Genomic DNA, 24,754 nt, shown 5'->3' with positions numbered 1-24,754 from the left:
GGGTCTCCGGGGCCGCCCAGCCCCGGCTCCATTGCGGCCGGCATTCGTGCGAGTCGCCGGAGTACACAGCGCCGCGTCTCCAGGGCCGTCAAGCCCCGGCTACATTGCGGCCAGTACAGGCTGCCGTTCGTGGGCGTCGGCATACCCTTCGTCTCCGGGGCCGACCAGCCCCGGCTCCATTGCGGCAGGCCGTCCATGCCCCGGCGGAACTCCTCATCCGACATGTCTGCGGGACTGCCCAGCCCCGGCTCCATTGCGGCGACGGACTCGACGTCGCGCTCATCGGCAGCGTGACGCGAAATCCTCGTCGTGTCTTCGGGGTCGTCGTGCCCCGGCTCAATTGCGGCTTGTGGACCTCGATGTAGTGGCCGATTTCTAGCATCGGGTCTCCGGGACCGTCCAGCCCCGGCTCCATTGCGGCGCGTACTACTTCTGGGCCCACCGACACGCATAGGAGGTCTCCGGGGCCGTCCAGCCCCGGCTTCATTGCGGCCCGATGGCGATCATTCTCGACCCGCCGCCGACCATCAGGTCTCCGGGGCCGTCCAGCCCCGGCTCCATTGTGGCTTCGTCACCAGCCCCGCGAGCGGGTCCGCCTCGATGAGGTCTCCGGGGCCGTGGCCACGTTTGGAAGCCAAAACGACGAACAAAGGAGCTGTGCGATGCCTCGACGCCCCGACTCGGTGGATCCCGCGCAGTCCCCGCTGCATTTGCTCGGGGCGGCGCTGCGGCACTGGTGCGACGTACGCGGAATGTCGCTGCAGGAGGTCGGCAAGGCGGTGTTCATGGACTGGTCGACGCTCGCCCGCTGGGAGCGTGGAGAGCGTCGTCCCCCCGACGACGTCATCGAACGGCTCGATCGGGCGTTGAAGGCGGACGGCTGCCTGGCCGCGCTTCACGGGGTGGTGGTGGCCAATATGACCCCACAGGTCATTCCGGCGGTGCCCGAGCCGGGTGAGTGGCGAGAGCATCGCCGCAGCCGCTTATGTGAGGCATCCGCGTCTTACTGAACGTCTATGCCCCTCACCTTGTGTCGGCCTGCGCCTTGCTCGATGGCAGAGGTAGTCCGCTCCTGAACCCTCGCCGGGGTCGCGTCCGAGATGCGGTGTAAAAGTGAACGAGCGTAGGTTGCCGTGCTGAACCGTCCAAAGTTCGCACTACGCAAGGACCTACGCTCGTGGCACGCACACTACCGCCCGTTCATGCCATCCGCGCCGAGATCGATGCCCTGTTCACCGAAGGTCGTGACCTGGTCGAGGTCATCGAGGACGTCGCCCGTCTCGGTGCCCGCCTGATCATCCAGACCGCCGTCGAAGCCGAGGTGGACGCTTTCCTCGGCCGCGCCCGCTACCAACGCGCCAACGCCGCCACCAGCAGCGACCAGGCGCACACCGTACGACCCGGTCACCGCAACGGGCACTGCCCGACCACGATCAAAACCACCACCGGGCCGGTCACCATCGCCCGGCCGAAGCTGCGCGGCACCACCGAGAAGTTCGCCTCACGCTTGTTCGGCGCCGGTGTGACCCGCACCAACGCCCTGGAGACCCTGGTCATCGCCTCCTTCGTGCGTGGCCTGTCGACGCGTGACGTCGAAGGCGCACTGGCTGATGCTCTCGGCCCCGAAGCCGCCATGTCGAAGTCGACGGTCTCGACCATCTGCCAGGCCATCGTCGCCGAGTACGACGGCTGGTGCCGACGGGAGCTGTCCGGCGTCGAGCTGGACTACCTGTTCCTGGACGCCTCGCATTTCAAGATGCACCAGGGGCAGCACGCCGAGCCGATCCTGGCCGCCTGGGGCATCACCACCGCAGGCAAACCCGTCTTCGTCGGCCTGGCCGCCGCCGCGGCCGAGTCCACCGATGCCTGGCACGACTTCCTGTCCGACCTGGTCGCCCGCGGCCTGCGCTCGCCACTGCTGATCGTCTCCGACGGCGCGCCCGGCCTGATCAGCGCCGCCGAACGGATCTTCCCCGCCTCGCTGCGTCAAAGATGTCTCGTTCATCGCGCCAGGAACGTGCTCGCGAAGGTCAGCACCGGCGACCAGGCCGAAGTGAAGGCCGCATACTGGCAGATCTTCGACCTCGGCGAGCTCGGCGAGCTCGGCGACGACGTTACGGCCGGTCAGCCGCTGGTCGACCTCGTTCAGCGGCGCGTCGACGCCTTCGCCGGCACCTGGGGCCGCCGCTACCCGGCGGCGGTCAAGTGCCTGCTCACCGACCGGCAGAGCCTGACCCCGTATTTGCGCTTCCCGCTTGAGCACCACAAGCGCGTCCGGCACTCCAACTTCATCGAGCGCACCTTCGGCGAGACCCGCCGCCGCGTCAAGGTCATCGGCCGCTTCCCCGGCGAGACCAGTTGCGTGTCCCTGGTCTGGGCCGTGCTCGACCGCGCCGCCCGCGGCTGGCGCGGCTTCACCATGACCAGCAAGGGCCTGCGCATCCTGCAAGACCTCCGCCGAGCCCTGCTCCACCCGCCCACCCAGCTCCACGCAGAGGCCACCCCCGCTACCGACTCGACGCCCTCGATGGTGGCCGCTTAAGATCAACCCACGGCACCTACCTCGTCGAGCTTTTACACCGCTCCGAGGACGCGACCCTCGCCGGCCTGGTGGAGGTCATCGACTTGCCGAGAGCTAACGCACCGGAGGGATCACGGGCGGAGCCCCATCAGGGCAGCCCACAACCTCTGCTAGAAGATGCCATCAGCGGGAACCTTCATTACCAGCGAACAGCGTCGCGAAGGCTTTCTCTGCTCTTGGAGCAGGCGGAATTCCGAGGTCGGTGTGGCGCTGCCGCAGCAGCTTGACGGTTCGACGCGCGTCGTCTCTGCGGCCGAGGTCTAGCTGCAGACGGACGATGCGGAGGTATGTCTCCTCTGTGTCAGGATCCATCGCGCGAGCTCTCTCCAGGGCATTAAGCGCTTGCTCAGGATCGTTATCACCGCATAGTTCGGCGAGTTGGCTCAGGATGTCGGCCTGCGACCGGGTCAGAGGGTAGCGGTGCTCATCGATCCACTCGGTCTCCAGGCCATGCGCTAGTTCGCCACCGCACAGCTGCGCTGCCTTACGGAGAGCGGAGAGCTTGCTCATAGGTTCTGATGCTGTCCTGAGCTCCTCCAAGGCTGCCCGGTAGTCCCAGAGATCCACGCTGACCAGTGCTGGGTCGATATGGTACGTTGCGCCTTCCTGGGTGGTCGACGCGTTGATGAACGGTGCCCGCTTCCGCTCGGGGTTCTCGTACCCAGTCGCGGTAACCAGCGCATTCCGAAGGTGCCGAAGCGTGTTGTGCACGTCCTTGCCGGTGTCCTCGGGCCATAGGGCTGTGGTGAGCTGGTCGCGAGTGACTCCTGCGGGGTGGAGAGCGAGGTACACGAGGGCGTTGAGCTGCAACCAGCCCAGCTCAAGGGGAGCGGACCGCCCGCGTACGTTAACGGTGGGTGGGCCGAGCACCGAGAGGCGAACCAAATGCGGGCCAGACCAGCTTTCAGGTGCTGAACTCGGAGCAGGCCCTTCCACGACGGCCGCCGGCTCCTCCTGGGGCAGCAGCTCTCGTAGATGAGCTGCAGCTTCCTCCTCGTTGATATGGAAGAGCTCGGCGCCGGAGATCGCCTCGGCGAGCTGTCCCTCAACTTTGACGACCTGATGATCCTCGTTGATCTCGGAGGTCGTGCCGCACGGCCAGTCGCCGAGAAGCACTGCGGCGACTGCTGCCGTCGAGGGGGCGACCAGGGGAGCAGAGACGCGGTCGAACACTTCGTCATCGACTTCGGCTACGAGGACGATGGTCGGCAGGACTTCTCCGGGATCCCGCTCGCGCAGTTCCTCGATGTTGCTCGCTTCGCGTTCGAGCAGCATGTACTTCCGGGTGAAGTACGTCTGCTCGAAGTGCTGCAGCGCGGCATCCGCTGTCGGCACGACCACCAGGCCAGGTAGGGCGTCGCTCATCGCGCTCAGTTCCTCGGCGGGAATTCCGGTGATGACCTCCGCCAGCTCGCTGCACACCACGACCTCGATGCGGAAGTTGCTTGACTGCCGGACCATGTCGACCAGGAGGTAGCGAGCGACATCCTGAGCGCCGTCGCCGGTGAGGCTCAGCCCGGGGCCGGTAAGCGCGATCTCGACTGGAGAACCGTCAGCGTGCCTCCCGATGGAGAGCTTCTCCGGTACGTCGATCGAGTGCGCATCACGTAGGAGCTCGATGTCAGAGGGGACCTGCTCGCCGCGTTCAGTGAAGCTGCGAATGTGGGCGCGGCGGACCTCGGCCACAGCAGGATCTGGTTTCGGCTCAGGCGTGACGACGACGGGATCGGATGCCGACGGCGGGGTGTGGCGTCGGCGTCGGCGCAGTCGGTTGGCCACGTATGCCGTGCTGATGCCCGCGGCATAGCCCAAGGCCACAAGAGAGCCCGACTCCAACTCGATCGCGCTGCGGCGGTCCTGTTCCACAGAGGTGTGCAGCGTCGCCTGAGCGGACTCTGCCGGCTCGTGACGATCCTCTACCTGGGCAGCAGGGGGCCGAGATGCCGGCTTCGTTGGTTGTTGAGTCTCCAAAGGGCGGGACGTGTCGCGCTCAATCCTCCTGCCCTGGTACGGGAGGCGGAGCTTCCAACCAGGCTGGATGACCCCGGGGTTGCTGAACCTGCTCCCGTCTGGCTGTGGGGAGCCGGCGTTGAGTTTCCAGATCTGTTTCCATCGTCTCGGGCTGCCGAGCTTGTCGTCGGCGATCTCCCACAGGCTGTCGCCCTGCTCCACCTGGTAGACGGGCTCATGCGCCGTTGGCGGCTCGTTCCGAACGACGTCGCCACCGAGAGCATGCGATGGCGCCATGGCGACGACAGGAGGCGGAGCCGCCTCCGCCGCCATGGCCGCCGGGGCAGTGGCGAGGAGCGAGGCGGAAGCCACCAGGTAGGCAGCCAGACGTTGCATCCCGCCCAGGCCGGACAGCCTGGGAGTGAGCCTGGCGCCGATGAGCCGGGCACCGATCTCGAAGAGCACCGAGAGCGAGAACGCCGCCCATGCCACCCATGCGATGAGCTCCAGGACGGCGATGAAGAGAGTGCCGTCATCCCGGGCAGCCAGCCTCTGCCCGACTTCCTGCAACGTTGGGATGTGGTCGGGAAGCGGGAAGCCGACGAGCCGGTAGAAGAGGATCGGGAAACCGACAACGGTGGCGGCGAGCACGATCGCCGCGACCAGTGCTCGTAGCAGGCGAGACAGCGTCATCACTTGGGCCTTTCGACGCCGGAGACGAGATCAGCGGTGGCGGTCGCGGTCATGGACACCGAGGAGAGACCGACGAGCGAGAGCAGCCACGTCGGCTTGGTGACGGTGACTTGCACCCGGATCGAGTTCGGGCCGGAGAGGCCGACGGTGCCGGGCCGGCCGGTAGCACTGAGATACGCCCGCGCTGCGCGTACGGCGGCGCCGCGATCGAGGATGAAGTTCCGGCCCTCGTACGCGGCGCGCCGGTCGATCTGACCGGCGCCGGCGCGAGCCGCTTCCTCGGCGATGCCCACTGCCTCCCAGCCCGCCCGCAACTTGGTGCCCCCGTCCACCGCCAGGCCGATGAAGAGCATGAGCACGAGAATGGAGATGAGTGCGTACGGTGTGATCGATCCGCGTTCGGCCTCGTAGGGCGCACTCACGATTCCCTCCCGCGGTACGGGTCCAGCGGGCTGGTGAAGGTGGCTCGCCGGGCGACGCTCCCTGGCAAGCCGGGGAAGGCCACGTCATCGAGCGGCACGGAGCAGAAGACGGTTGCCGAGACGGTCGCGGGGCTCCCTACCGGTCGGCTGAACCCCGACGTGCTGAGACGGACGCTTACCGAGTCGCATCGGACACCGCGGCTCCTCAACGACTCACGTGCGCTCGACTCCGCTGTCCTGCCGGCCTCGGAGGCCGACCGGGCGATGGACGCCTGACGAGCGGCATCTCGCGCCGCCGCCTCCACGGCCGCGCTGGCGACCGTGATCCTCCCTCCGGCCACGCCGAGCAGGATGACGAGGACGATTGCCGTGATGGCGAGCATCGCTTCCACCGTTGCGCTGCCACGGTCGTTCATGGCACTTGCCCTGGTGTGGTGAAGCGCTCGACAGCTCCCGCAGCCTCCTCCGAGACCCGGATCGAAGGCAGGAACGGCACCAGGGAGAGCGCACGACCCTGCACCGTCACCCGCACACTCGTCGCATCACCTGCACTGCTCGTGCTGATCGAGTGGAGGAACCCGCCCGCCGTCCGCTCCGCGTAGCTCCTGGCCACGCCTGCACCGGCCGTACGCGAAGCACCGTCGGCGCGTGCGGCCCGGACGCCTTGCTGAGCAGCGGCGAGCGCGACCGACTGCGCGAAGAACAGCAGGCAGAGCTGCATGCAGACGAGGATCGTGAACATGACGGCAGGCAACGCGATCATCACTTCTGCCGAAATTGAGCCCTGATCGTCTCTGCGCCTCACGCTGCGGGTCACAGGTTGATCGAGTTGGCCTTGGAGATGATTTTCGCGGTGACGATGCCCATGACCGTGATTGCCACCAGTACGAGCGCAGCGATGATGATCATTGCTTCGGCGGACATCGCTCCCCTGTCGGGATGCTCCCGAGCCCGTTCGAGCCTGTCGAGCAGAAGCTTCCGGACGGCGAGCCAGTAAGCGGCCTCCGGCGGCAGGAGAGGGGACATGCGGCATCTCCTCAGCTCATGATTCGGTAGACGGCGGGAAAGCACACAAGCGCCAGAAAGCCGAAGACGGAGATGCCGATTGCGATGGGCATCTCGCTGGTCCGGCTGTTGGCACGGGCCCGTGCATCGGTCAGCGCGGTGGTGCGCATGGACTGCGCCTTGGCCAGCAGAGTGGACAGCACCTGGGCGCCCTCGGAGCCTGCGTCCTCGGCGATGTCGGCCAGCTCGGTCAACTCCGCGATGCGTATCTCCTCGCCCAGTTGAGCCAGGCCGCGCCACGGCTGTTCTCCGGCGCGTTTGGCGTGCTCCAGGACCTGGGCGATGCGGCGGAACACCCAGCCGGTGCACACCTCGGCAGGCACCTGAAGGGCCTGTGGTGGCCCGGCGCCGGCGGATCGTTCCAGCGCGACCATGTCGAGGTACGTCGCCAGGGCGGCGCGGAACTCCTGCCGGCGCTCCCGGGCCTGGCCACGGACGGCGTAGTCAGGGACCAGGGCGAACAGGGCCCCGCACAGTACGCCGGCGCCGGTCGGCACGGCCCAAGGAAGGGAAACGCCTGCGACCGCGCACAGCATGGTCAGTGGGAGCGGCAACACCAGACCGAACAGCAGGAAGGCGACGCGCTGCAGAGTGAAGCGCTCATCGCTGATGCCGAGAAGCGCCAGGTCCTCGCGGGGAACGGGGAGCCGTGACAGCCGCACGGTGAGCCGGCCGCGCGGGCCGGGGCGGCGAGCGCCGTCGAGTCGCGCGAGCGCGTCGTTGAGGCGCGGAGGACCAGGAGACAGCTCGGACCCGACGATGACCAAGCCGAGGCCGATCATCGCCCCCGCGGTCACGGCCGGGATGTTCATCGCTGCTTCCCGGGATCCGTGAGAAAGCGGTGACCGACGGCGGAGCTGCCGAGCCGATGCAGCCACCACAGCGCCACGCCGTACAGGCTTGCCACCATGGCCAGGACGACCTGTCCGACCGGCGTGCCGAAGGGCGCGACGTAGGACCGCTGCGTGATCGCGACAGCCGTGAAGGTGACGAGGATGCCGATGATCCAGCGGACGGTCGTACGGTGCTCGGCTCGCGCGGCTTCGACTTCCCGGCGGTCGCTCACGTCCTTCGCGACGAGCTGGGCGAGCTGGTGCAGCAGCGCGCTGGCGCCCTTCCCTCGGCGTCGTGCCACGAGGATGAGAGCTGCTGCGATGCGGTCTCCTACCGGATCGTTCAGCTCGTCGGCGAAGAACCGCAGCGCCTGCTCGGTCGGCATTTGAGCGACGCGGAGCCGACGGGCGAGCGAGGACACCGGCGCGGTGATGGCAGACGGGACGTTGCGGGAGGCGCTCTGCTCCAATGCCTGTTCCAGGGCCCGGCCGGCCACCAGCAGGTCGGCCAGGCGCCGGGTCCACAGCTCCAGTGCTTCGAGCTTCCGGATCTGCTGAGCGGCGGTGCGGCCTGACACCACTTTCGGTAAGGCGAGCACGGCTACCGCCGTGGCGCATGCGGCAACAGGCCATCCGGTCAGGCCGAGTACGGCGACCGCGGCGAAGAAGGAAATCACGGCAAGCCGCCGCCGGGCGATCAGTGCCCTCCGGATCGCCGGCCAACGGGAAGGAGGTCGTACCGGCTCGACGGGCCCCCGTCCGGCGAGTCCGATGACGATGCAGGTCACTCCGCCCAGGACAGCCGATGTGCCGAGGCCGGCGAGCAGGGCAGGAGTGTTCATCGCACCTCCCACATGGCGGCGTACGGATCGAGGAGCGTCGGGTCAAAGCCCGCGGCCTTCAGCTGTGGAAGGCACTGAGGAGTGATGTCCGGCATTGCCCGGCCGCCCGGTCCTGTGGGGCTGTAAACGCGGTTACGGCTGGGCTGCTCGCTGTCAGCCGGAGGCATCACCTCAAGGACCTCGGAAACGAAGCGTGTGTTGGTCGCGGGATCCATTCGCAGGTGGACGACCAGGTCGATGGTCTCCCCCGTGTTCAGGTGGATGACGTCAGGAGGCGTCTGGGCACCGACTCCACGCGTCCAGAGCATGACGACCCGGTTGAAGATCTCCTCTGTTCCGTTGGCGTGGATCGTGCACATCGAGCCCGGGTGACCGGTGTTCATCGCCTCGAACATCGGGATGATCTCGTCGGCCCGCACCTCGCCGACGATGATCCGCTTGATGTTCTTCCGCAGGGAGTGCGGGATCAGGTCGTTGAGCGTGACCGCTCCGGCGCCTTCGGAATTGGCCTGCCGTACCTGGAAGGCGATCACGTTCTCGTGGCGGTGGCGCAGCTTGTGCAGGAACAGTTCGTAGTCCGACTCCAGCGTGGCGAGCCGTTCCGCCGGGTCGATCGCCGAGGCCAGCGCGCGCAGCATCGTGGTCTTGCCCGCCGCCGTACCGCCGGTGATCACGATGTTCAGCCGGGCCAGCACGGCCGCACGAAGGAAGCCGTACAGGCTGCGGTTGATGGTGCCGAGCCGGAGCAGGTCGTCGAGGGTGACGTCGACCAGCCGGTGGCAGCGGATGCTCGCACAGGGCCTGGTGGTGACGGCCATGGTGGCGCTGAGCCGTACGCCCACGCCGCCTTCCTCGTCCCCGGGCCGGAGCGCTGTGTTGAGCAGCGGACTCGCGCCGGAGAACTCGCGCGGATTGTAGCTCTTGTGGAGCGCCCACATCTGGATCATTTTGATCAGCTCGTCATCGGTGGCGGCGACCGCCGGGCCGCGCTCGCAGGTGCCGTCGCTGTAGGTGATCCAGACCTCGTCGCACCCGTTGATGTCGATGCTCTCGACCCTGCTGTCATTGACGTACGGCGTGAGGACGCCGAGCTCGAACCGTTCGTCCAGGACCGCCTGCACGAGCCGGCGCTGGGTCGCGAAGCTCACCGCGACGCCGTCCGCCAGCCGTTCATGGGACCAGCGCTGCACCGATGACTGGATCACCTGTCGAGCAGCCTCACGATCCTCGCTGTCCTTCAGGTCGTCGGCGATCGAGGCGGTGATGTCGAGCACGGCTTCCCGGAAGTCCTTGACGTCGAGCTCCTCTGCCGGAGTCGCCGTACGGGGAAGCAGACCGGGGTCGGCGGGGCCGGCGATGGGACGTGGAGGCCAGACATCACCCGGCGGCCAGCTGCTCATCGCTTCACCACCTCAGTCGGCTCCAGCGACGTCGCGAGGTATTGGCGCATCGCCCCTGCGAGGAAAGACGCCCCACGCATCAACGGCGCTCTGCGGAAGGAGCGCTGCGCTCGTTTGCCGTCCGAGAACACCGCAGCCGACCTCGGATCGTCTGGAATCCCCGCGATGACGGGCAAGCCGAACAGCGCATCGCTGATCTCTTTGGGGGTGTAATCCCCCTCGCCGACGAGGCACAGAGCGACCGGCACCTTCGCGCCCACATAGCGGCCGACCGCATCCAGCCTGGGGCGAGCGTCCGCGACCTGGCGCAGGGAGGGGCGCAACAGCATCAAGGCCAGGTCCGACGCTGCGATCAATTGCATGGGGGTTTCCGGCCCGCCGATCTGGCCCACGTCCAGCACCACGTCCACGACTCCCGCGCCGGCTGACGTAATCGCCGTCGCGATGGCATCCCACGCCGTTTCGAGCTGCGCCGCGTGGCGTGGGTCCCTCGTTCCGGGGAGCAGGAGCCACTCGCGAGCGTCCTGGTCGAGAGAGACGATGTATTTCCACAGAACGGCTGGATCGGGCTGGTGGGCGATGGCGAGGGCGAACTCCAACAGGCCGCCGGGCAACCCTTCCATCCGGCCGCCGAGAAATCCCTGGAGGACGCTGCCGCCCTTGGGGTCGCACTCGGCGAGCAGGGCGCGGCCTCCCCAGGCGTAGGTGACGGCAAGAGCGGTCGTGGTCACGCCAGGGGACCCGCCCGGGCTCATCAAGGCATAGGTCGCCATTCACCTGCTCCGCGGATTGAGGACCAGGGCGACCTGGCCGCTGGCCGCCAGACTGGCGAGCTCGGCGCCTCGCGAGTTGTTCACGATGAGATCGACGACCATGAGGCCATCCGCGTCCGGCCCCTTCACCTGGTCGACCACCGCGTCGATGACGGGCCTGGCGTTTGCTCTGGAAGCAGGTACGGCCTGGTTCTCCGGGGTGGCGAGGACGAGAACCGCGTCTCCGGGCCGTAGCCCGCGGGCCGGCAGTCGGCTCGGCTTCACTGCCACGGGCACGAGCTGCTGGCCCACGACGGGGACGACCTGATCGGTGAGCAGCCTGGGCTGCATGAGCATGCCCGCAACCAGATCCGTCGCGGCTCGTTTCCCGATCACTTTGGGGAGATCGCGGGCAGGAATCGTCGGTACGAGGTTGTCCACGCCCACTGTGGTCGTCGTGACGTTGTCCGCCGTCAGTTGCCGGCCGGGGGCCACATCATGTGTCATCACGAGGACCGGCACCCGGGCGCTCAAACCCGTGATCGTCTGATAGCTGATCACTCCGCCGCCGGCCACCACGAGCACGCCGAGGAGCAGTAGTCCTCGGCGGCGTTGGCGTGGTTGCGGCGTAAGCTTCGGCACCTGCACTGGAGGGGCGACGCCGTTCCCTGCGTGCTGAGGTGGCGAGGACATGTGGTTGCGGACCATTCAGGAGCTCCTCTGGATGAGTGCCTGGCCTTCGGCGATCCGCAACGGGAAAGTCGTGGACGTCGTCATCGGCGCCAAAGGTCCGCCGGCACCGTCGGAGCCGGTCCACGCGGCCGTCCAGACGACGGAGACGGTCACCTTGTAGTGAGCGCCCGGGAGACCGGCGCTGGAGCGTGTGAAGAGGTACGTGCAGGCGCCTCTTTGGTCGGTCACGGACGGGTCATACGCGATGCCGGGCCCCTTGCATGTCACCGTGGCCTGTCCCGCACCCGGACGAACGACCAAGGTTGTCGGCGTCGCCGTGACCTCGGCCCACACCGGGCCGGACGTCGCCCGCTTGCTGATCGTGCGCCATTGGCCTCGCTGCGCCCAGAAAAAGTGCGGCAGGCCGACCAGGCCGTCCTTGCCGCGTGGTGGTGCCGTCGCGATCCGCGGGGCAGGCGGCTTGACCTGGCCGAGGGCCTGCTGCAGAAGCATCTCGGGCGTCACGGCAGGCGCCGTCGGATCTTCGGGCGTCACGCCCTGGAAGGTGTTCCGCTGGCCGTTGGGCCCATAGTCGCACTGCAGGTAGGTGACGCCGTTCGCGCCACCGACTGTGTGGCAGTTGGTCCACTTGCTATCACCGTCGTCGCCGACCCTGGAGGATCGGACAGACTGTCCGACTTCATGGCTGCTGTACGCGACCCAGCCGCTGCCCCAAGGGAAGGCTCCATGGTCGTCCATGGGGACACCCGGACCGAAGGCGTTGGCCACGAGGAGCGGAGTCAGGACGAGGGTGGCGTGCACGCCGCCTCCCTGATGCTCAGTCCGACGACGCGCCAACGCCCATCGGAAGACTGCCCCAACTCCGCCTTGATGTTCGCCGTCGAATTGGCCTTGATGGTGCCGGGGATGAGCTGGTGCGTGCGGCGATCGGCCATGCCGGCCTTGGATGTGTCCTGGCAGTCGATGAGCTCGGCGTGCTTCCCGCCGACGCGCACCTGCTTGACGCGCGGGATCACCTCCCCGTACGGCTCCCGCCCCTGCTCATCCATCTGCCGAATCCCAGCAACAAGATGATCAAGGTATGGGCCGTTGACGTAGCGCTTGAGCAGACTCCGGGCCTCCTCCGGCGAGGATCTGCCAGCGGTAGTGAGTGTTGTCCAGTACTCGCTGTAGGTCGCGACGATTACGTCATGCGTCACTCGTGGGGTCGGTTTCGCCGGAGACGGTGTCGAGACAGAAGGCGCTGAAGTCTGAAGTGGCGAGGAAGAAGGAGGTCCTGCTTCGCATGCACTCAGGAGAGCCAAAGCGCAGACAGCTGTTGCTGCGTAACGAGCAGTTATTCGACCTCTCCTCAGCTTGGCATCACAGTTCTTCATTACTCTCAGCTCCTATTTAGTTGCGGAGAGTAGAGTACGCAGATCGCAAAGGCTGGGACAAGGGAGAGACGGCAGCGCTTCCAGCTGTGACTCCACCTCTGGAAGATCCCGGAGGCCCCAAGGGTAGGCACGCAATCGAGGAGGCCCGCATCGCTCTCTGGGGCGAGGCCGCCGCCGGCGTGCCTGGCAACCTCGGACAGTGCGCCAACCTGCTGTCCTCGGTCTTCGCCGTGGCTACAGGCGCGTTCCATGCAGTCGCATTCGACACGAACACGCCGGGCCGGGCGCGGGTCGAGGTGCGCGCCCCCGATGGCTCTCCGCTGGAGCTGACGCTGACTGATCCGACGGCCCAGGGCGAGACGCGCAGCGACCGCGAGGCGTGGACGTTCGCCCTGTTCCTGCCGCGCGAGCGCGTGGCCGAGATGGTGCGCCTGCTGGAATCCAACGGGATTGAGGTGTACAGCGCCTGGCAGGTGAGAGCAACCCCGTCTTCGGAGCCTGAACAAACCGGGGCAACGCCTCCGCCGACTGGGCCCGAACCCTACCACCGGCCCGGTCGGGCCACATGCTGGGGAAAAGCAGGTGGACATTCTGCGGACATCCGCGCCGACAGGAGTTGATGCCGACCACCTGCAGAGGGCATTCCACCTTCGCCCGCGCGCATCAGTCGGCTGTACGTTTGATGATCTTGACTGGATGGCAGTCGGTACCGCCCTGACGGATACGGACGATGAGGATGAGGGACGCTGGTACAGCTATCCCCTGGTGGGTGTCAAGGCCACACTCGGACTGAAGCTGGCACAGTCGGTGGGCGGTTGTGAGTTGTCCTTCGAGGTGTTCGGTTCTGCTGATGACGTTCTCGCCGCACAGATCAAGCTTGCGCGCGACATGGCAGCTAAGTATGTGATCATAAGCCGTCTGGTCTGATGCTCTGGCAGCGGCCAAGTCGGACTGTAGGCCGGGTTCTAATTCCGCGTGCTCGTCACCTGGGGCGATTCCGTTCGCACCTCCTGTGGCCTGGGCGAACGCTTCCGTCCGTTGACATCGTTTCGCATCATCTTCCACCGCAATGTGCCCCCAAAGCGCCCCTGGCAACGTAGCGTTGAGCCATGGCACTGCGTCTTCGTGAGAGGCTCGATCCTCAACCAGCGAGTTGGTACAACGATCAGTCCGGAACTGCTGCACATGGCGGATGTAGCGCGCATGGCACCCCTCCATGCAGCGAACCCATTGTCGCCAGCCTCGTGTTGCAGGATTCGGGAAGCGACGACATTCGATGGGCAGTATGCCGCCGGGGACTGGAACCTTTCCTCAACGACTCCAACGATATAGGCGGATAGATGCCGGTTCACCGTGACGCGCACACATTGCAGATCTGTTGCGTCGTGACGGCTGCCTTAGACCAATGAGGATGGATTCTCTGGTGCTTGTGTCGGTGGCAGGTTGATCGACGCTATGTTCGTTTTGGCCTTCGCTGCAGCCTTCATGCTTGTCGTATCGGAGCGACGCAGGACGAACATTGTTACGAGGGTCAGTAAACTCGGTCCTGCCATCATAGCCGCGAGCCAAGGTTGGTTATTCATACCTAGGACCACTGCGGCACCAAGCATGCTTACCGAAATGACGAAACCGGCGATAAGGCCACTCAGATATAACTGATGCATGCGGCGATCTTTGGCTTCCTGACGTTCGGCTTCCAATCGTGCAATTCTGAATTCATGCTCTCGGCGGAGCTCGGGTTCAAGAGCTTTTAGGGCAGCTTGCAGGTGCTCCGCAGGGAGCTGGCCCCATTGAAGTGCAATCTCCAGCCCAGTCAAGGGCTGTTCCCGGTCGGGCGTCATCTGATTGCTCCTCCGCCGCCACCCATGGGACGCGTTTCCCCTGATGCGAGATGATCGGGCGGCAGCCCAAGACGCCTGAATAACTGATCGAGACCGTTAGCAATGGCCGCGGCCGCAGCAAGTGAATGCCGATCGTTGACTACATCTAAGAGATTTATTGACGGATTTGCCCTGCTCTGACGGTCCGGGATTTTCAGACTGCTAGCAGTAAGAACGCCCTCAATGCGAGGGCCACCCAACCACGAGAAAGACAGAAACGCGACCTTTGCCGCATCGCTCCAAGAATCCCACTCCAGCATGATTTCAGAGGCGCTCTTTCCTTGCCAGGGTGGCTTCCGATTCCTTGTTAGGCGCATCGCGCGAACTAGGCGACGAATCTGCCTGACATCTTGTCGCGATAAGTAAGGGATTGCTGCGGTACTACTTATCGCAAGCTTCCCGAGGGGGATCCTTTTTCTCCTTTGCCGCTGCACCCAGAGCCGCCCCTCCTCACGAAGAAGCTGCCCAATGGAGGGCCTCGGGAAGAGCTTCTCTAAGTCCTCGATATCTAAATAAGAATTCCTATCTTTGTGGCGGCGATACAGCCAATCGTCCAGCCTTTGGCGAATTTTGCGAAGCAGCGTGATCACCTACCGGGGAAGATTCGTCCTATCCAGGGTAACCTTTCGCAACTCCTACAGGGGAGGGGGAGAAGGGCTTACTCGGGTGAGGCTTCGCTTCCCCAATCGGACAGAACCCTGCATTAACCGATAAAACCAGCATTATCGGATGTAACGTACACAAGCCTCATAGCCCCCACTGTTACTTGCGGCGCCGCACGTTGTCCCCTGCCCTGATCTCTCGTCTGCCGTCGACCCATCGCGAAGCGACAGCGGGTCAAGCTCTGCCTCGCGTGTACCTGCTCCCTGTGACCTTCCTCGCGCGCTGGTTGTCCTGCTTGCACGGCTGGGCTTGACCTGGAGGAGCCGGGCTGCTGGGCTCTGCCTGGGTCGATGGCAGACGAGCGATCAGGCTTCCACCCCAGCCACTTACGGCGCGAGCCGTGCGCGGCCCCCGGCTCTCGGAGTCGGAGGCCCCGGGGTTTGGGGCAGCGCCCCAAGGTCCTTGCCCTTGCACCTTCCGCCTATCTCCCCTCCCCGCTCTCTCTTGTAACAGAGCCTGCGGTCTGGGGGGGCTCGCTCCGCGCACGATCGAGACCGCCTACACGATCTTCGCGAGCATCATGCCGCACGCCGACAAGACCGTGATCCGGCTCCTGACGCCCAAGCAGGTCATGAGGTTGAGTCGCGCTATGCCGCCCCAGCACGGGCCGTTGGTGCTGCTCGGCGCCGCTGCCGGCCTACGGCAAGGGGAAGCATTCGGGCTCTCGGTGGATCGCGTCAGGGTTCCCATCCCAACTCCGTGTGGCCCCTACACGAGTCGCGATCATCTAAAGCTGCATGATGGCGACCCATGAGTACACATGTCCCCGCACTGGCTGCCTGCCGGGGGCACTCTCCCGGGTGACTACCTCATTCCCGAGCACGAGCACGAGCACGACGGAAGCGTTGCTCCGGACCAGATACACCCGCCCGCGCTCCCGGCAGAGGAGAGGGCGTGACGTTTGAGGTGTTCCGCCCCGCCGCGTGCAGGCCGGCGAGCACCATACCGACCGCAACCGCACGACCCGGTGGGCCTTCGTCGCTAGCGCCAGCCGCTCTGACCTTGCCAACCAGTACGGACTGGCCATAGGCCGTGTGCCGTTGCGGACCGGGATGGTGGCTTTTGTCAGCACCCGCTTACGGGTTCGGCTCCTGGATGCTGCTCTTGCCAACACGAAGAGGAACTTCTGCGCACGTAGATTTCGGGCACGACTTAAGTAAGCCAGCAGGTAGCTACTCAGAGATTATCCCTAAAGCATCGCAAGCTTCCTTCGATTCAGCTACCGTTCACGAGCGACACGGCTCGCATGTAGGGAGGTGAGAGGATTTGAGAATCACGGTGACGACCAGGCGCCGGCGCATCACCTTGATCATGGTGAAGCGGAGTGCCAAGACGACGCGCCGCCACCGTAGAGGAACAGGCTCCGGCTGGCGTTAACAGCCGGAGCCTGCCGCGGTGGGGGGCGCTTGATGCGCCCTCCACCGCACCACTGTAGACGAGGCGTTATCCGCGGCAACCGACCGCGGCTTTATTGCGGCTGCGCGCGCTGATTACGAGCCCGTCATCTCAAAGTTGCTTCCGCAGCTACCGTCTGCGGCCTTATTGGGCGAGGGGGCGCCGAAATGTCAGTCCTGGTTGCCATCCTTCATACCTGTCGGCGATTGGGGAGTTCGAAGGAAGAAAGGTGCTCGGGATGAGCAGAAGTTTGACAGCGCAGCTCGTAGAGGCGCTGGGCGAGGACAGAGCTCACACGGCCGTCGTCGTGCGCGCCGTCTATCACCCCGTGGGCGGCGTAGGCAATTCGGTCATGCCGCCAACGTTCCCGATTGAGGATCGGGAGCGGGATCTGACCAGGAAGTACCTGGTGGCTGACCGTATCGTCGATGGAGAGGCAGTCAAGACCGTCACGATCGATCAGGAGCAGTCGCAGGCCAACCGGGTAGAGGAGGCGCTGCGGGACGCACGGGACAGGGGGCGACTCGAACTGCCGATGCTGGAGTTACGGGCGCCCACCTCTCACGGTGGCATCCGCATCACCTCATTCGACGCCCCTCACCGCTACGCCGATGCGTACTGGCGGGACTCGTTGGTCGACGGGGTCCGCTTCGATAAGAGCCAGGTCGGGCAGCGGCTGCGAGCCGTCAGCGCCGCTGATGCTCGGCCGCTGTTCGAGCGCGAGCCCGCTTCGTTGATCTTCGGGGCGTGGGACTCTCACCGTAAGGGGCGCTGGCCGAAGTTCGCGCGGCTGTACACGGCGATCATGTTCGGTGTCGAACCTGTGTTCGGTTCCCGACGCGGTGGCCGGCTGGACCCGGTCAACCTCACCGGCGCGGTGGACAGCAAGGACAAGGCCGAGAACGACTGGCAGTACGTCGCGGAAGGGGCGAAGAAGACTGGCCAGAAGCTCAGCGAGATCGGCCACGGCAACATCGCTCCCAACCCCGTCCCCGGCGGCGTGACCGTTCGGGAGATCCGCCGTGTGGCGAGCATCTCGTTGGCGGGGATGGAGCGGCTGCGTTTCGGCGACGCCTCGATCGAGGCCGCCACGACCGCTCGTGCGGCTCTGGTAGCCCTGGCCCTGGTGGGGGACCGGCTCGCGTTCGCTCGCCCCTCGGTCTGGTTGCGCTCGGGCTGTGACCTGGCCAAGGCGAGCGAGGAGATTGGGCTGGAACGCCCCGGCGGTGACCTGGAGCGCCTGGATGTGTCCGTTGCTGCCGCCGTGGACGCCTTTCACGAACTGAAGGAGTCGGCGGCCAAGTTAGGCGTGGAGATGGCCGCCGACGTGATCTCGGTGACGCCGATCCCGTCGCTGCAGAAGGCGATCGAGGCCACCGTCGCGCACGCCGCCTCCGACGAGGGCTGAGCCGATGCCTGTTACGGTTCAGGTGCGGCTGCGCCATGGCCGCTACGATGCCGGCAGCATCCGTCCGAGTGTCGCTGAGTGGCCGCCGCATCCGGCGCGGGTGTTCTGTGCACTGGTGGCCTCGGCGCAGAGCGTCGAGGACTGGGATGCGCTGCGATGGTTGGAGCGTTCCGGCGCACCCGAGGTGTGGGCGGACGGCTCGGTCAGCGTGAGCCGCACGGACAGCTTCGTAGTGACCAACCAGACCGAACCCAGTGGCGGGAGCCAGTTTTGGCCGGGGCGTACCAACCAGGCGCGCAGCCGAGCATCGGCCACCCCGGCGGGTGAGGACTTCGCTGTCGTCTGGCCGGAGGCCGACGTAACCGGTGACCTGGTCGCGCGGTTGGAGCGCATGGCCCGGCGGGTGCCGTATGTGGGGCGGTCCACGAGTCAGGCCGAGGTGACCACGGTGGCGATGCTGCCGGCGGAGCGGCCGGCGTGGTCGCGGTGGGTGCCGAGCCGTATCGGGGCGGCGAACGCCGTGGACCTGCGGGTCCCGTACCCGGGGTACGTTGACGCGCTGCGTGAGGTCTATGACCTGGGCGGGCGGGCCTGGGAGGTCGCCCGTTCCGTTCCCTACGGCCCGCTGGTCGACCAGATCCCTGCGGTTGAGCTGGTTCGGTCGCCGTGGGACGACCTGATGATCTGGGGGTTCGGCCAGCCGACGGCGCGGATCGGTGGGGACCAGGTGCTGAGGCTGACGTCCATATTGCGGAAGGCGGTGCTGAAGCGGATCGGCAGCGACATCCCGGCGCAGGTCAGTGGTCACGGGGCCGATGAGCGGCCGCATGTGGCCTTCCTGGGGCTGCCGGACGTGGGGCACGAGCACGCGGATGGTCATCTGCTCGGCGTGGCGTTGGCGATACCGCGGGACATGCCGGCCGAGGAGTGGAAGCACCTGGTCCGGGCGGTGATCGGGGCCGATCCGCTGACTCGTCTGACGCCGCGGCCGATGCCGGAGATCTCCCTTCGGTACGGGGCCGATCCGCGTCGTCGCACGCTCCGTGTCGAGACCTGGCGGGGGCCTGCTGAGGGGGCGTGTTCCTGGGTGACGGCGACGCCGATGGTCACCGACGGCATGCTGCGTGCCCGCCGCAGTGTGGAGGACCTGGTGGCCAAGTCCTTGGCCCGGGTCGGCTACCCCGAGCCGGTTGACCTGGAGGTGTCGGCCGCCCCGTTGACCGCGGGTGCGGTGTGGCGGCCTCGCCGGGAGACGCTGCCGGAGGGGCGGCCCAAGCGGCCGGTAACCCATGTGCGGGTGAGGTTCGCGCGTCCGGTGGTCGGGCCGGTTATTGCCGGGTCGCTGCGCTACCTGGGGTTGGGGCTGTTCGTCCCGGAGCGGGAGCAGTCATGACGGGCCTGCACCGGCGGGACTTCGCCGCCTTCTACGCTCAGGTTCACACCACTGGCGACGGCGATCGCCGCGAGCCGTTTCCCTGGCAGGAACAGCTGCTGGATCGGGTACTCGCCGGCGGATGGCCCGAGCTGATCGATGTCCCCACCGGCCTGGGCAAGACATCGGTGCTGGACATCGCCATCTTCGCCGCAGCCCTGGACCGGGGCAGCGTGCCCAGGCGGTGCTTCTTCGTGGTCGATCGGCGTCTCATCGTGGACGAGGCCTACCGGCATGCCTGCCGCCTCCGCGACGCCCTGACCGCCGCGAGTGCCGACAGTGTGGCGGGCAAGGTCGCCGCTGCCTTGCTGGTGGAGCACGATGAGGAGCCGCTGGATGTCACCCGGATGCGGGGCGGGGTGACCTGGTCATGGCGATGGCTGGAACGGCCAGACCGGCAGGCCATCGTGGTCGGCACCGTCGACCAGATCGGCAGCCGGTTCCTCTTCCGCGGCTACGGGGTGAGTGATCAGCTGCGGCCGATCGACGCCGCCCTGGTCGGCACCGACAGCCTGATCATCGTGGACGAGGCCCATCTGTCCCGGCCCTTCCTCACCACCCTGGCGGACGCGCTGGCCCAGGACACCACCCCGGCCGAGGTCAAGCCCGTGGTGGTGACCATGACGGCCAGCCCCACCGCCCAGGGCCCCCGCGTGCACCGCATCACGGACGCGGATGAACAGCACCCGGTGGCAGGCAAGCGGCTGCACGCGGGCAAGACCGCGCACCTGGTCGAGGTGAGCGAGGCCACCAAGAAGAACAACGACCAGCAGGTCGTGGCTACGCTCGCCCAGTGGGCCGAGCACCTGTCACACACCAACCCGGTCGTCGGCGTCATCTGCAACACCGTGGCCCGCGCCCGGGCGGTGTTCGAGCACCTGCACGGGGCTTACCCCGGGCGGTGCATGCTGCTGACCGGCCGGATCCGGCCGGTGGACCGGGACTACCTGCTGCTGGAGTGGTACGACCGGATCAAGGCCGGCCGCGCCTGCGAGCCGGACGACCCCGTCTTCGTGGTCGCCACCCAGACCGTCGAAGTCGGCGCCAACCTCGACTTCTCCGCACTCGTGACGGAGTCGGCGTCGCTGCCACCGCTGATTCAGCGGTTCGGCCGCCTCAACCGCCTGGGCTCGGCCCCGGCGGCACCGGCTGTCATCGTGCACACCGAACTGGACCGTGAGGGCGTGTACGGCGAGGCGCGCCAGGCCACCTGGCAGTGGCTTACCACATTGCAGACCCCTGCTGCATTCCGCCCGGGGACGCCCTCTCCCTCCCTGACGGAGGAGGGGATCGATGTCTCCCCCGCGGCTCTGCGCCGCCTGACCGCGGTCATGTTCGAGCAGGACAGGGAGACCTGGGAGCAACTCCAGGGTGCCGAGGCATACACCCCGTACCTGTCGCCGGCACATCTGGATGCCTGGGCGCGTACATCGCCGGTCCCGAGCCCGAACGACCCGTCCCCTGCGCCGTTCCTGCACGGTCTGCAGCGGGAGGTCCCGCACGTGTCCCTCGCCTGGCGGGAACTGGCCAGGGATGAGGAGAAGTGGTGCCAAGCGCTCGAGGCGCTCCCGGTGATGGCTGAGGAGAGTATCGAGGTGCCGCTGCTGGCCGTCCGGCAGTGGCTGTCCGGCCAGCAGATCACCGCACGCTTCGCCGACGTGGAAGGCGAACCCTCCCCGGACGAAACCCCGCGCTCTGCTTCCTCGCCAGGGGACGGGGTGCCCCGGCGGGTGGTCCGCTTCAGATCCCGGGAGCTGGTCGAGGTCATCGGCGGGGATGAGATCCGGCCCGGAGACCGAATCGTCGTCCCCGTCTCCTACGGGGGTTGCGACGCCTTTGGGTGGAATTCCGCACTCCGGCAGGCCCTGCGCGACATCGGTGACCTGTGCGGCGGCAACGGCAAACGGCGGGCCGCAGTACGGCTCGGGCCGACACTGACCGCGGCGATCGCCGCCCACGACCCGGAACTCGCCGGCGCGCTGCGGGAGGTGGTTGACACTGCCGAGCGTGACCGCCAGGCCGAGCAGATGGATGCCGGCGCCTACTGCCGCCAGATCGAGCAGATCCTGCGCGCCCGGCCGGACGTCATCGAGGTGCTCGGCGCCGACCTCGACCACGACGGTGATGACGTGCCGCCCCACCTTGCCGTGCTTCGTCGTCTGGCCCTGGCTAAGAAGCCGAAGGTGGAGGAGCATCTGGCCTCGGGCACCGTGGTGTTGACCAGTGACATCACCAGCTACGGCGAGGATGACAGCGCCCAGGGTTCCTCAACCGCACGCACCCCGATGCGGCTGGATGACCACCAGTGGGCGGTGCGGAAACGCGCCGAGGAGTTCGCGCGGAACCTGCAGCTACCCGTTCCCTTGGTGCAGGCCGTCGGTCTTGCCGCGCTCTGGCACGATGAGGGCAAACGCGATGAACGCTTCCAGGCCATGCTGCACGGGGGCGACCGGTGGGCCGCCGCGGCCGCCGAAGCCGAAGACCCTCCGCGGATCTTGGCCAAGTCCGGCATGAACCCACTCGATCGTCAGCTGTTTCGGGCGGCTCAGCAGCGCGCCGGCTATCCCGCCGGTATGCGCCATGAGGCCCTGTCCGCTCAGATCGCCGACGCCTTGCTCGACGACACCACGACCGTCGACCGGAACCTGGTCGTGCACCTGATCGCCGCCCACCACGGCTACAACCGGCCGCTGCTGAAACCCGTCACCGACCCCTCACCGGTCACCGGCATCCAGCGGCACGGGGAGAAGATCGAGGTGGACACCGCGCGCTCCATCGACTGGTCCTCCCCCCAGCGATTCACCAACCTGGCCAGCGTCTACGGCAGGTGGGGGCTGGCCCGGCTGGAAGCCATCGTCCGCCTGGCTGACATCTGGTGCTCAGCCCGCGAGGAGCACGAGGCATGAACACTGTTGAACTCCCCGCCCTGGACGGCCGCGAGCCCCTGGGATTCCTCGCCGCCCTCGGCGTCCTGCGCGTCCTGACGGAGGAGAGCGGCATCCCGGCCCGGTTGTCGTTCTCCGGCACCACCGCCTGCGCCCACCTGCACAGCCCCCTCCAGACAACCGGGGACATCGCCGAGGCGCTGGCCGAGGTCGTGCGCTCGATCGAGGTAACTGCCGTACTGCCGGGCATCGGGCGGGGCTTCCCCCCTGCCTCCGGACTGGGGAAGGACCCGCTGCGGTGGCCCCGGCAGGAGTATCGGCAACGCGCCGCAGACATCCGGCGCACCCACCCGCTCGCGGCCGACCGCTGGCTGCCCTGCCTTACGACCGACCTGGCCGTAGACGCCCAGGGTCGCGGTGCCCTGTCGCCCTTCATCGCCCCCTCCGGCCAGCAGAAAATACGCACCTTCTTCGAAATGCCACTCAAGGCCGTACGGGACAACCCCGAACACTTGCACGAGGCCCTCACCCGATGGAGCCGCATCGAAGGCTTCACCGGCGAATACCTCGACCACCGCGTCTTGCGCAGCACCGCCGACGACCCAGAAGGACGGCCCGGAAGGGAGGCCGGCGTCCCCGGAGCCACATGGCTGGCCACCATGGCACTCCCGCTGTTCCGTCTCACGGGTGACGGTCAGAAAGTCCGCAGCACCCTGTGGCACCGGTTGGCCGGCGACAACGTCATGATCTGGCCCCTGTGGAAACCTGCCCTCGACACCGACGCCGTCCGGTGCCTCCTCGAACACCCCACCCTCAAGCCCATCGACGACCAACCCACCGTCTCCCAGTTCGGGTGGGCAGCCCTCGGGGTGTTCAGCGTCCACGGCGCCCACCGCCAACGCATCGCCGGACGCAATTTCGACGGGGTGCTCTCCCCCCTCCCCGTCCACGTGCGGTAGACCTAACCACGTCAGCGTGATCGCTCTTTGACAACAGCACAGCGCGACACGGCGTCCACGCGAGCTTCGGAACCACCAGTACACACGCCTGGCCCGGGATGTTCCGAACCCTGAACCCGCAGCATGGCACCCAAAACGGACACCAGGCCTTGCCTTAGTCGGCTACGAAGAGTGATAAGGCCCGATCACAGACCGTCTCACCCGGCCCCAGCGGCCCGGCCTCATCGCGGCTGCGCCAGGGACTCGACCGCACCGCCCGCACCGCCGTCTCACCCGGCCTCAGCGGCCGGGCCTCATTGCGGCACCGCCAGGACGACGGCTGTGATGCCGCCGGCGAGGTCTTACCCGGCCTCATTGCGGCGTTCTTGCGTCCACGCTGGAAACGGTGGGCCTGCCCGGGTCTCACCCGGCCTCAGCGGCCGGGCCTCATTGCGGCGCCGGTGATGACACCTGGTCGGCGTACGGCACGGAGCGGTCTCACCCGGCCTCAGCGGCCGGGCCTCATCGCGGCTATCCGGCCCTGGGGTACCGCCCGCTGTCGCGGCCGTCTCACCCGGCCTCATCGGCCGGGCCTCATTGCGGCATCACCACAGCGGACGAGGGCGAAGACCCCGGCCTCAGCGACCGGACCTCATTGCGGCTGCGTCTGGTAAGGATCAGGCCCGAACACCCTCCGCCCGTCTCACCCGGCCTACGTGGCCGGCCTCATTACGGGTGCCAGCACCGCCCCGCCGCCACCACGAGAATCGGATATCACCCGGCCCAAACGGCCGGCCTCATTGCGGCACGACCGCCCTCGTCAAGGACGCCGTGGAGACCCTCCTCTCACCCGGCCTCCGTGGCCGGGCCTCATTGCGGGGCCATCTCTCTGGGGTGGATGACGTCCTGACGCCTGTGTCTTACCCGGCCCCGCGGCCGGGCCTCATTGCGGGACGCACGTGATGGCGTGGGAGGCGGTGATGCCGAGTTTCACCCGATCCCAGCGGCCGGGCCTCTTTGCGGGAGATTCGCCCGCCCCTCGTGGTCCCAGAATTCGAGCAGGTCTCACCCGGCCTCAGCGGCCCGGCCTCATTGCGGCACAGGGCGCTGGGCTCACCACCTGCCCAACTGACGCGGGTCTCACCGGGCCCCAGCGGCCCGGCCTCATTCTGGGCCCTCGCGCCATGTGATGCCCTCGTGGATCGTGAGGTCTCACCCGGCCTCCGTAGCCGTGCCTCATTGCGGGCATGCGTCAGGCCGTGATCACCTGCACCCTGGGCGTCTCATCCGGCCTGCGTGGCCAGGCCTCATTGCGGGGCCACGACCTTGTCCGATGCGACGATCGTGCCGTCCACGTCTCACCCGGCCTCAGCACCTGGGCCTCATTGTGCCCGAATCGGTCTTGCCCTTGCTTGTGATGTCTCACCGGGCCCCAGCGGCCCGGCCTCATTGCGGCTTGCCCGCCCGCAGCTCCAGGCGGCAGCAGGTGGCAGTCCCTCGGCCTACGTGGCCGGGCCTCATTGCGTCGGTTACGGCGGGCGGCTGT

21 protein-coding genes are annotated in these 24,754 nt (G+C 67.1%); 8 read left to right on the top strand and 13 right to left on the bottom strand.

The genetic code is table 11. From position 1 onward, the window contains the following. The first annotated feature begins 662 nt into the window (after positions 1-662). Entirely contained in the window at positions 663-1,010 is a 348-nt protein-coding gene (locus Mam01_RS28925) for a helix-turn-helix domain-containing protein (protein WP_204288374.1), read from the top strand. A 167-nt stretch (positions 1,011-1,177) separates the two neighbouring features. Then, positions 1,178-2,542, top strand: coding sequence for an IS256 family transposase (locus Mam01_RS28920; protein ID WP_204288373.1), 1,365 nt, complete (start codon positions 1,178-1,180; stop codon positions 2,540-2,542). A gap of 162 nt (positions 2,543-2,704) precedes the next feature. On the opposite strand, the gene Mam01_RS28915 is transcribed toward Mam01_RS28920, so the two are convergent. The 12 genes from Mam01_RS28915 to Mam01_RS28860 all read right to left on the bottom strand — a co-directional run bounded on the left by Mam01_RS28915 (position 2,705) and on the right by Mam01_RS28860 (position 12,280). Then, positions 2,705-5,224: an AfsR/SARP family transcriptional regulator gene (locus Mam01_RS28915; protein WP_204288372.1), complete on the bottom strand. Its 2,520-nt coding sequence runs from the start codon at positions 5,222-5,224 to the stop codon at positions 2,705-2,707. Then, complete coding sequence (locus Mam01_RS28910) at positions 5,224-5,646, bottom strand: pilus assembly protein TadG-related protein (protein ID WP_275409098.1); 423 nt, start codon at positions 5,644-5,646, stop codon at positions 5,224-5,226. Before Mam01_RS28910 ends, Mam01_RS28915 begins: the two co-directional genes overlap by 1 nt. Beyond that, positions 5,643-6,062, bottom strand: coding sequence for a TadE/TadG family type IV pilus assembly protein (locus Mam01_RS37775; protein WP_204288370.1), 420 nt, complete (start codon positions 6,060-6,062; stop codon positions 5,643-5,645). The genes Mam01_RS28910 and Mam01_RS37775 overlap by 4 nt, the downstream gene beginning before the upstream one ends. Further along, positions 6,059-6,463, bottom strand: a complete 405-nt coding sequence (locus Mam01_RS28900; protein WP_204288369.1) for a TadE family protein — start codon at positions 6,461-6,463, stop codon at positions 6,059-6,061. Before Mam01_RS28900 ends, Mam01_RS37775 begins: the two co-directional genes overlap by 4 nt. After that, on the bottom strand, positions 6,460-6,672 hold the full coding sequence (locus tag Mam01_RS28895; protein WP_204288368.1) for a hypothetical protein: 213 nt from the start codon (positions 6,670-6,672) through the stop codon (positions 6,460-6,462). Before Mam01_RS28895 ends, Mam01_RS28900 begins: the two co-directional genes overlap by 4 nt. An 11-nt stretch (positions 6,673-6,683) precedes the next feature. Then, positions 6,684-7,523 carry a type II secretion system F family protein gene (locus Mam01_RS28890; protein WP_204288367.1) on the bottom strand — a complete coding sequence of 280 codons (840 nt, stop codon included), beginning with the start codon at positions 7,521-7,523 and terminating at the stop codon, positions 6,684-6,686. Further along, positions 7,520-8,386, bottom strand: coding sequence for a type II secretion system F family protein (locus Mam01_RS28885; protein WP_204288366.1), 867 nt, complete (start codon positions 8,384-8,386; stop codon positions 7,520-7,522). Before Mam01_RS28885 ends, Mam01_RS28890 begins: the two co-directional genes overlap by 4 nt. Further along, complete coding sequence (locus tag Mam01_RS28880) at positions 8,383-9,786, bottom strand: TadA family conjugal transfer-associated ATPase (protein WP_204288365.1); 1,404 nt, start codon at positions 9,784-9,786, stop codon at positions 8,383-8,385. The genes Mam01_RS28885 and Mam01_RS28880 overlap by 4 nt, the downstream gene beginning before the upstream one ends. Continuing rightward, positions 9,783-10,559: a hypothetical protein gene (locus tag Mam01_RS28875; RefSeq protein WP_204288364.1), complete on the bottom strand. Its 777-nt coding sequence runs from the start codon at positions 10,557-10,559 to the stop codon at positions 9,783-9,785. Before Mam01_RS28875 ends, Mam01_RS28880 begins: the two co-directional genes overlap by 4 nt. Then, entirely contained in the window at positions 10,560-11,123 is a 564-nt protein-coding gene (locus Mam01_RS28870) for an SAF domain-containing protein (RefSeq protein WP_204288363.1), read from the bottom strand. Between the two features lie 123 nt (positions 11,124-11,246). Beyond that, positions 11,247-12,032: a hypothetical protein gene (locus Mam01_RS28865; RefSeq protein WP_204288362.1), complete on the bottom strand. Its 786-nt coding sequence runs from the start codon at positions 12,030-12,032 to the stop codon at positions 11,247-11,249. Further along, entirely contained in the window at positions 12,011-12,280 is a 270-nt protein-coding gene (locus Mam01_RS28860) for a hypothetical protein (protein ID WP_204288361.1), read from the bottom strand. Before Mam01_RS28860 ends, Mam01_RS28865 begins: the two co-directional genes overlap by 22 nt. Positions 12,281-12,786: 506 nt before the next feature. Between Mam01_RS28860 and Mam01_RS28855 the strand changes: the two genes are divergently transcribed. Together Mam01_RS28855 and Mam01_RS28850 are read left to right on the top strand one after the other, a co-directional pair. Continuing rightward, entirely contained in the window at positions 12,787-13,227 is a 441-nt protein-coding gene (locus Mam01_RS28855) for a hypothetical protein (protein WP_204288360.1), read from the top strand. Positions 13,228-13,303: 76 nt separating this feature from the next. Then, positions 13,304-13,534: a hypothetical protein gene (locus Mam01_RS28850; RefSeq protein ID WP_204288359.1), complete on the top strand. Its 231-nt coding sequence runs from the start codon at positions 13,304-13,306 to the stop codon at positions 13,532-13,534. A 470-nt stretch (positions 13,535-14,004) separates the two neighbouring features. Here the strand turns inward: Mam01_RS28850 and Mam01_RS28845 are convergent, their stop codons facing one another. Then, positions 14,005-14,448, bottom strand: a complete 444-nt coding sequence (locus tag Mam01_RS28845) for a hypothetical protein (RefSeq protein WP_204288358.1) — start codon at positions 14,446-14,448, stop codon at positions 14,005-14,007. A 2,335-nt stretch (positions 14,449-16,783) separates the two neighbouring features. Between Mam01_RS28845 and cas7g the strand changes: the two genes are divergently transcribed. From cas7g to Mam01_RS28825, 4 genes are read left to right on the top strand one after another with little or no spacing between them, the layout of a single operon-like run. Continuing rightward, positions 16,784-17,953 (top strand): type I-G CRISPR-associated RAMP protein Csb1/Cas7g, encoded by a 1,170-nt coding sequence (cas7g, locus tag Mam01_RS28840; RefSeq protein ID WP_204288357.1) that lies wholly within the window; start codon positions 16,784-16,786, stop codon positions 17,951-17,953. Positions 17,954-17,957: 4 nt separating this feature from the next. Further along, positions 17,958-19,346, top strand: coding sequence for a type I-G CRISPR-associated protein Csb2 (gene csb2, locus Mam01_RS28835; protein WP_204288356.1), 1,389 nt, complete (start codon positions 17,958-17,960; stop codon positions 19,344-19,346). Next, positions 19,343-22,291 carry a type I-G CRISPR-associated helicase/endonuclease Cas3g gene (gene cas3g, locus Mam01_RS28830; RefSeq protein WP_204288355.1) on the top strand — a complete coding sequence of 983 codons (2,949 nt, stop codon included), beginning with the start codon at positions 19,343-19,345 and terminating at the stop codon, positions 22,289-22,291. Before csb2 ends, cas3g begins: the two co-directional genes overlap by 4 nt. Next, a complete protein-coding gene (locus tag Mam01_RS28825; RefSeq protein WP_204288354.1) occupies positions 22,288-23,229 on the top strand; it encodes a type I-G CRISPR-associated protein, Cas3-extension family in 942 nt (313 codons plus the stop codon). The genes cas3g and Mam01_RS28825 overlap by 4 nt, the downstream gene beginning before the upstream one ends. The last annotated feature ends 1,525 nt before the right edge of the window (positions 23,230-24,754 follow it).

The sequence above is a fragment of the Microbispora amethystogenes genome (genome assembly GCF_016863015.1).
Classification (GTDB): domain Bacteria; phylum Actinomycetota; class Actinomycetes; order Streptosporangiales; family Streptosporangiaceae; genus Microbispora; species Microbispora amethystogenes.
Note: the sequence above shows the minus strand (reverse complement) of the source record. Positions and strands in the feature narration are given on the sequence as shown.

Bases quoted from the DNA above. Each gene is read 5' to 3' on its own strand.
- Mam01_RS28925 (WP_204288374.1), top strand. From the start codon at position 663: ATGCCTCGACGCCCCGACTCGGTGGATCCCGCGCAGTCCCCGCTGCAT.
- Mam01_RS28915 (WP_204288372.1), bottom strand. From the start codon at position 5,224: ATGACGCTGTCTCGCCTGCTACGAGCACTGGTCGCGGCGATCGTGCTC.
- Mam01_RS37775 (WP_204288370.1), bottom strand. From the start codon at position 6,062: ATGAACGACCGTGGCAGCGCAACGGTGGAAGCGATGCTCGCCATCACG.
- Mam01_RS28895 (WP_204288368.1), bottom strand. From the start codon at position 6,672: ATGTCCCCTCTCCTGCCGCCGGAGGCCGCTTACTGGCTCGCCGTCCGG.
- Mam01_RS28890 (WP_204288367.1), bottom strand. From the start codon at position 7,523: ATGAACATCCCGGCCGTGACCGCGGGGGCGATGATCGGCCTCGGCTTG.
- Mam01_RS28885 (WP_204288366.1), bottom strand. From the start codon at position 8,386: ATGAACACTCCTGCCCTGCTCGCCGGCCTCGGCACATCGGCTGTCCTG.
- Mam01_RS28880 (WP_204288365.1), bottom strand. From the start codon at position 9,786: ATGAGCAGCTGGCCGCCGGGTGATGTCTGGCCTCCACGTCCCATCGCC.
- Mam01_RS28875 (WP_204288364.1), bottom strand. From the start codon at position 10,559: ATGGCGACCTATGCCTTGATGAGCCCGGGCGGGTCCCCTGGCGTGACC.
- Mam01_RS28860 (WP_204288361.1), bottom strand. From the start codon at position 12,280: ATGGATGAGCAGGGGCGGGAGCCGTACGGGGAGGTGATCCCGCGCGTC.
- Mam01_RS28850 (WP_204288359.1), top strand. From the start codon at position 13,304: ATGGCAGTCGGTACCGCCCTGACGGATACGGACGATGAGGATGAGGGA.
- Mam01_RS28845 (WP_204288358.1), bottom strand. From the start codon at position 14,448: ATGACGCCCGACCGGGAACAGCCCTTGACTGGGCTGGAGATTGCACTT.
- cas7g (WP_204288357.1), top strand. From the start codon at position 16,784: ATGAGCAGAAGTTTGACAGCGCAGCTCGTAGAGGCGCTGGGCGAGGAC.
- csb2 (WP_204288356.1), top strand. From the start codon at position 17,958: ATGCCTGTTACGGTTCAGGTGCGGCTGCGCCATGGCCGCTACGATGCC.
- cas3g (WP_204288355.1), top strand. From the start codon at position 19,343: ATGACGGGCCTGCACCGGCGGGACTTCGCCGCCTTCTACGCTCAGGTT.
- Mam01_RS28825 (WP_204288354.1), top strand. From the start codon at position 22,288: ATGAACACTGTTGAACTCCCCGCCCTGGACGGCCGCGAGCCCCTGGGA.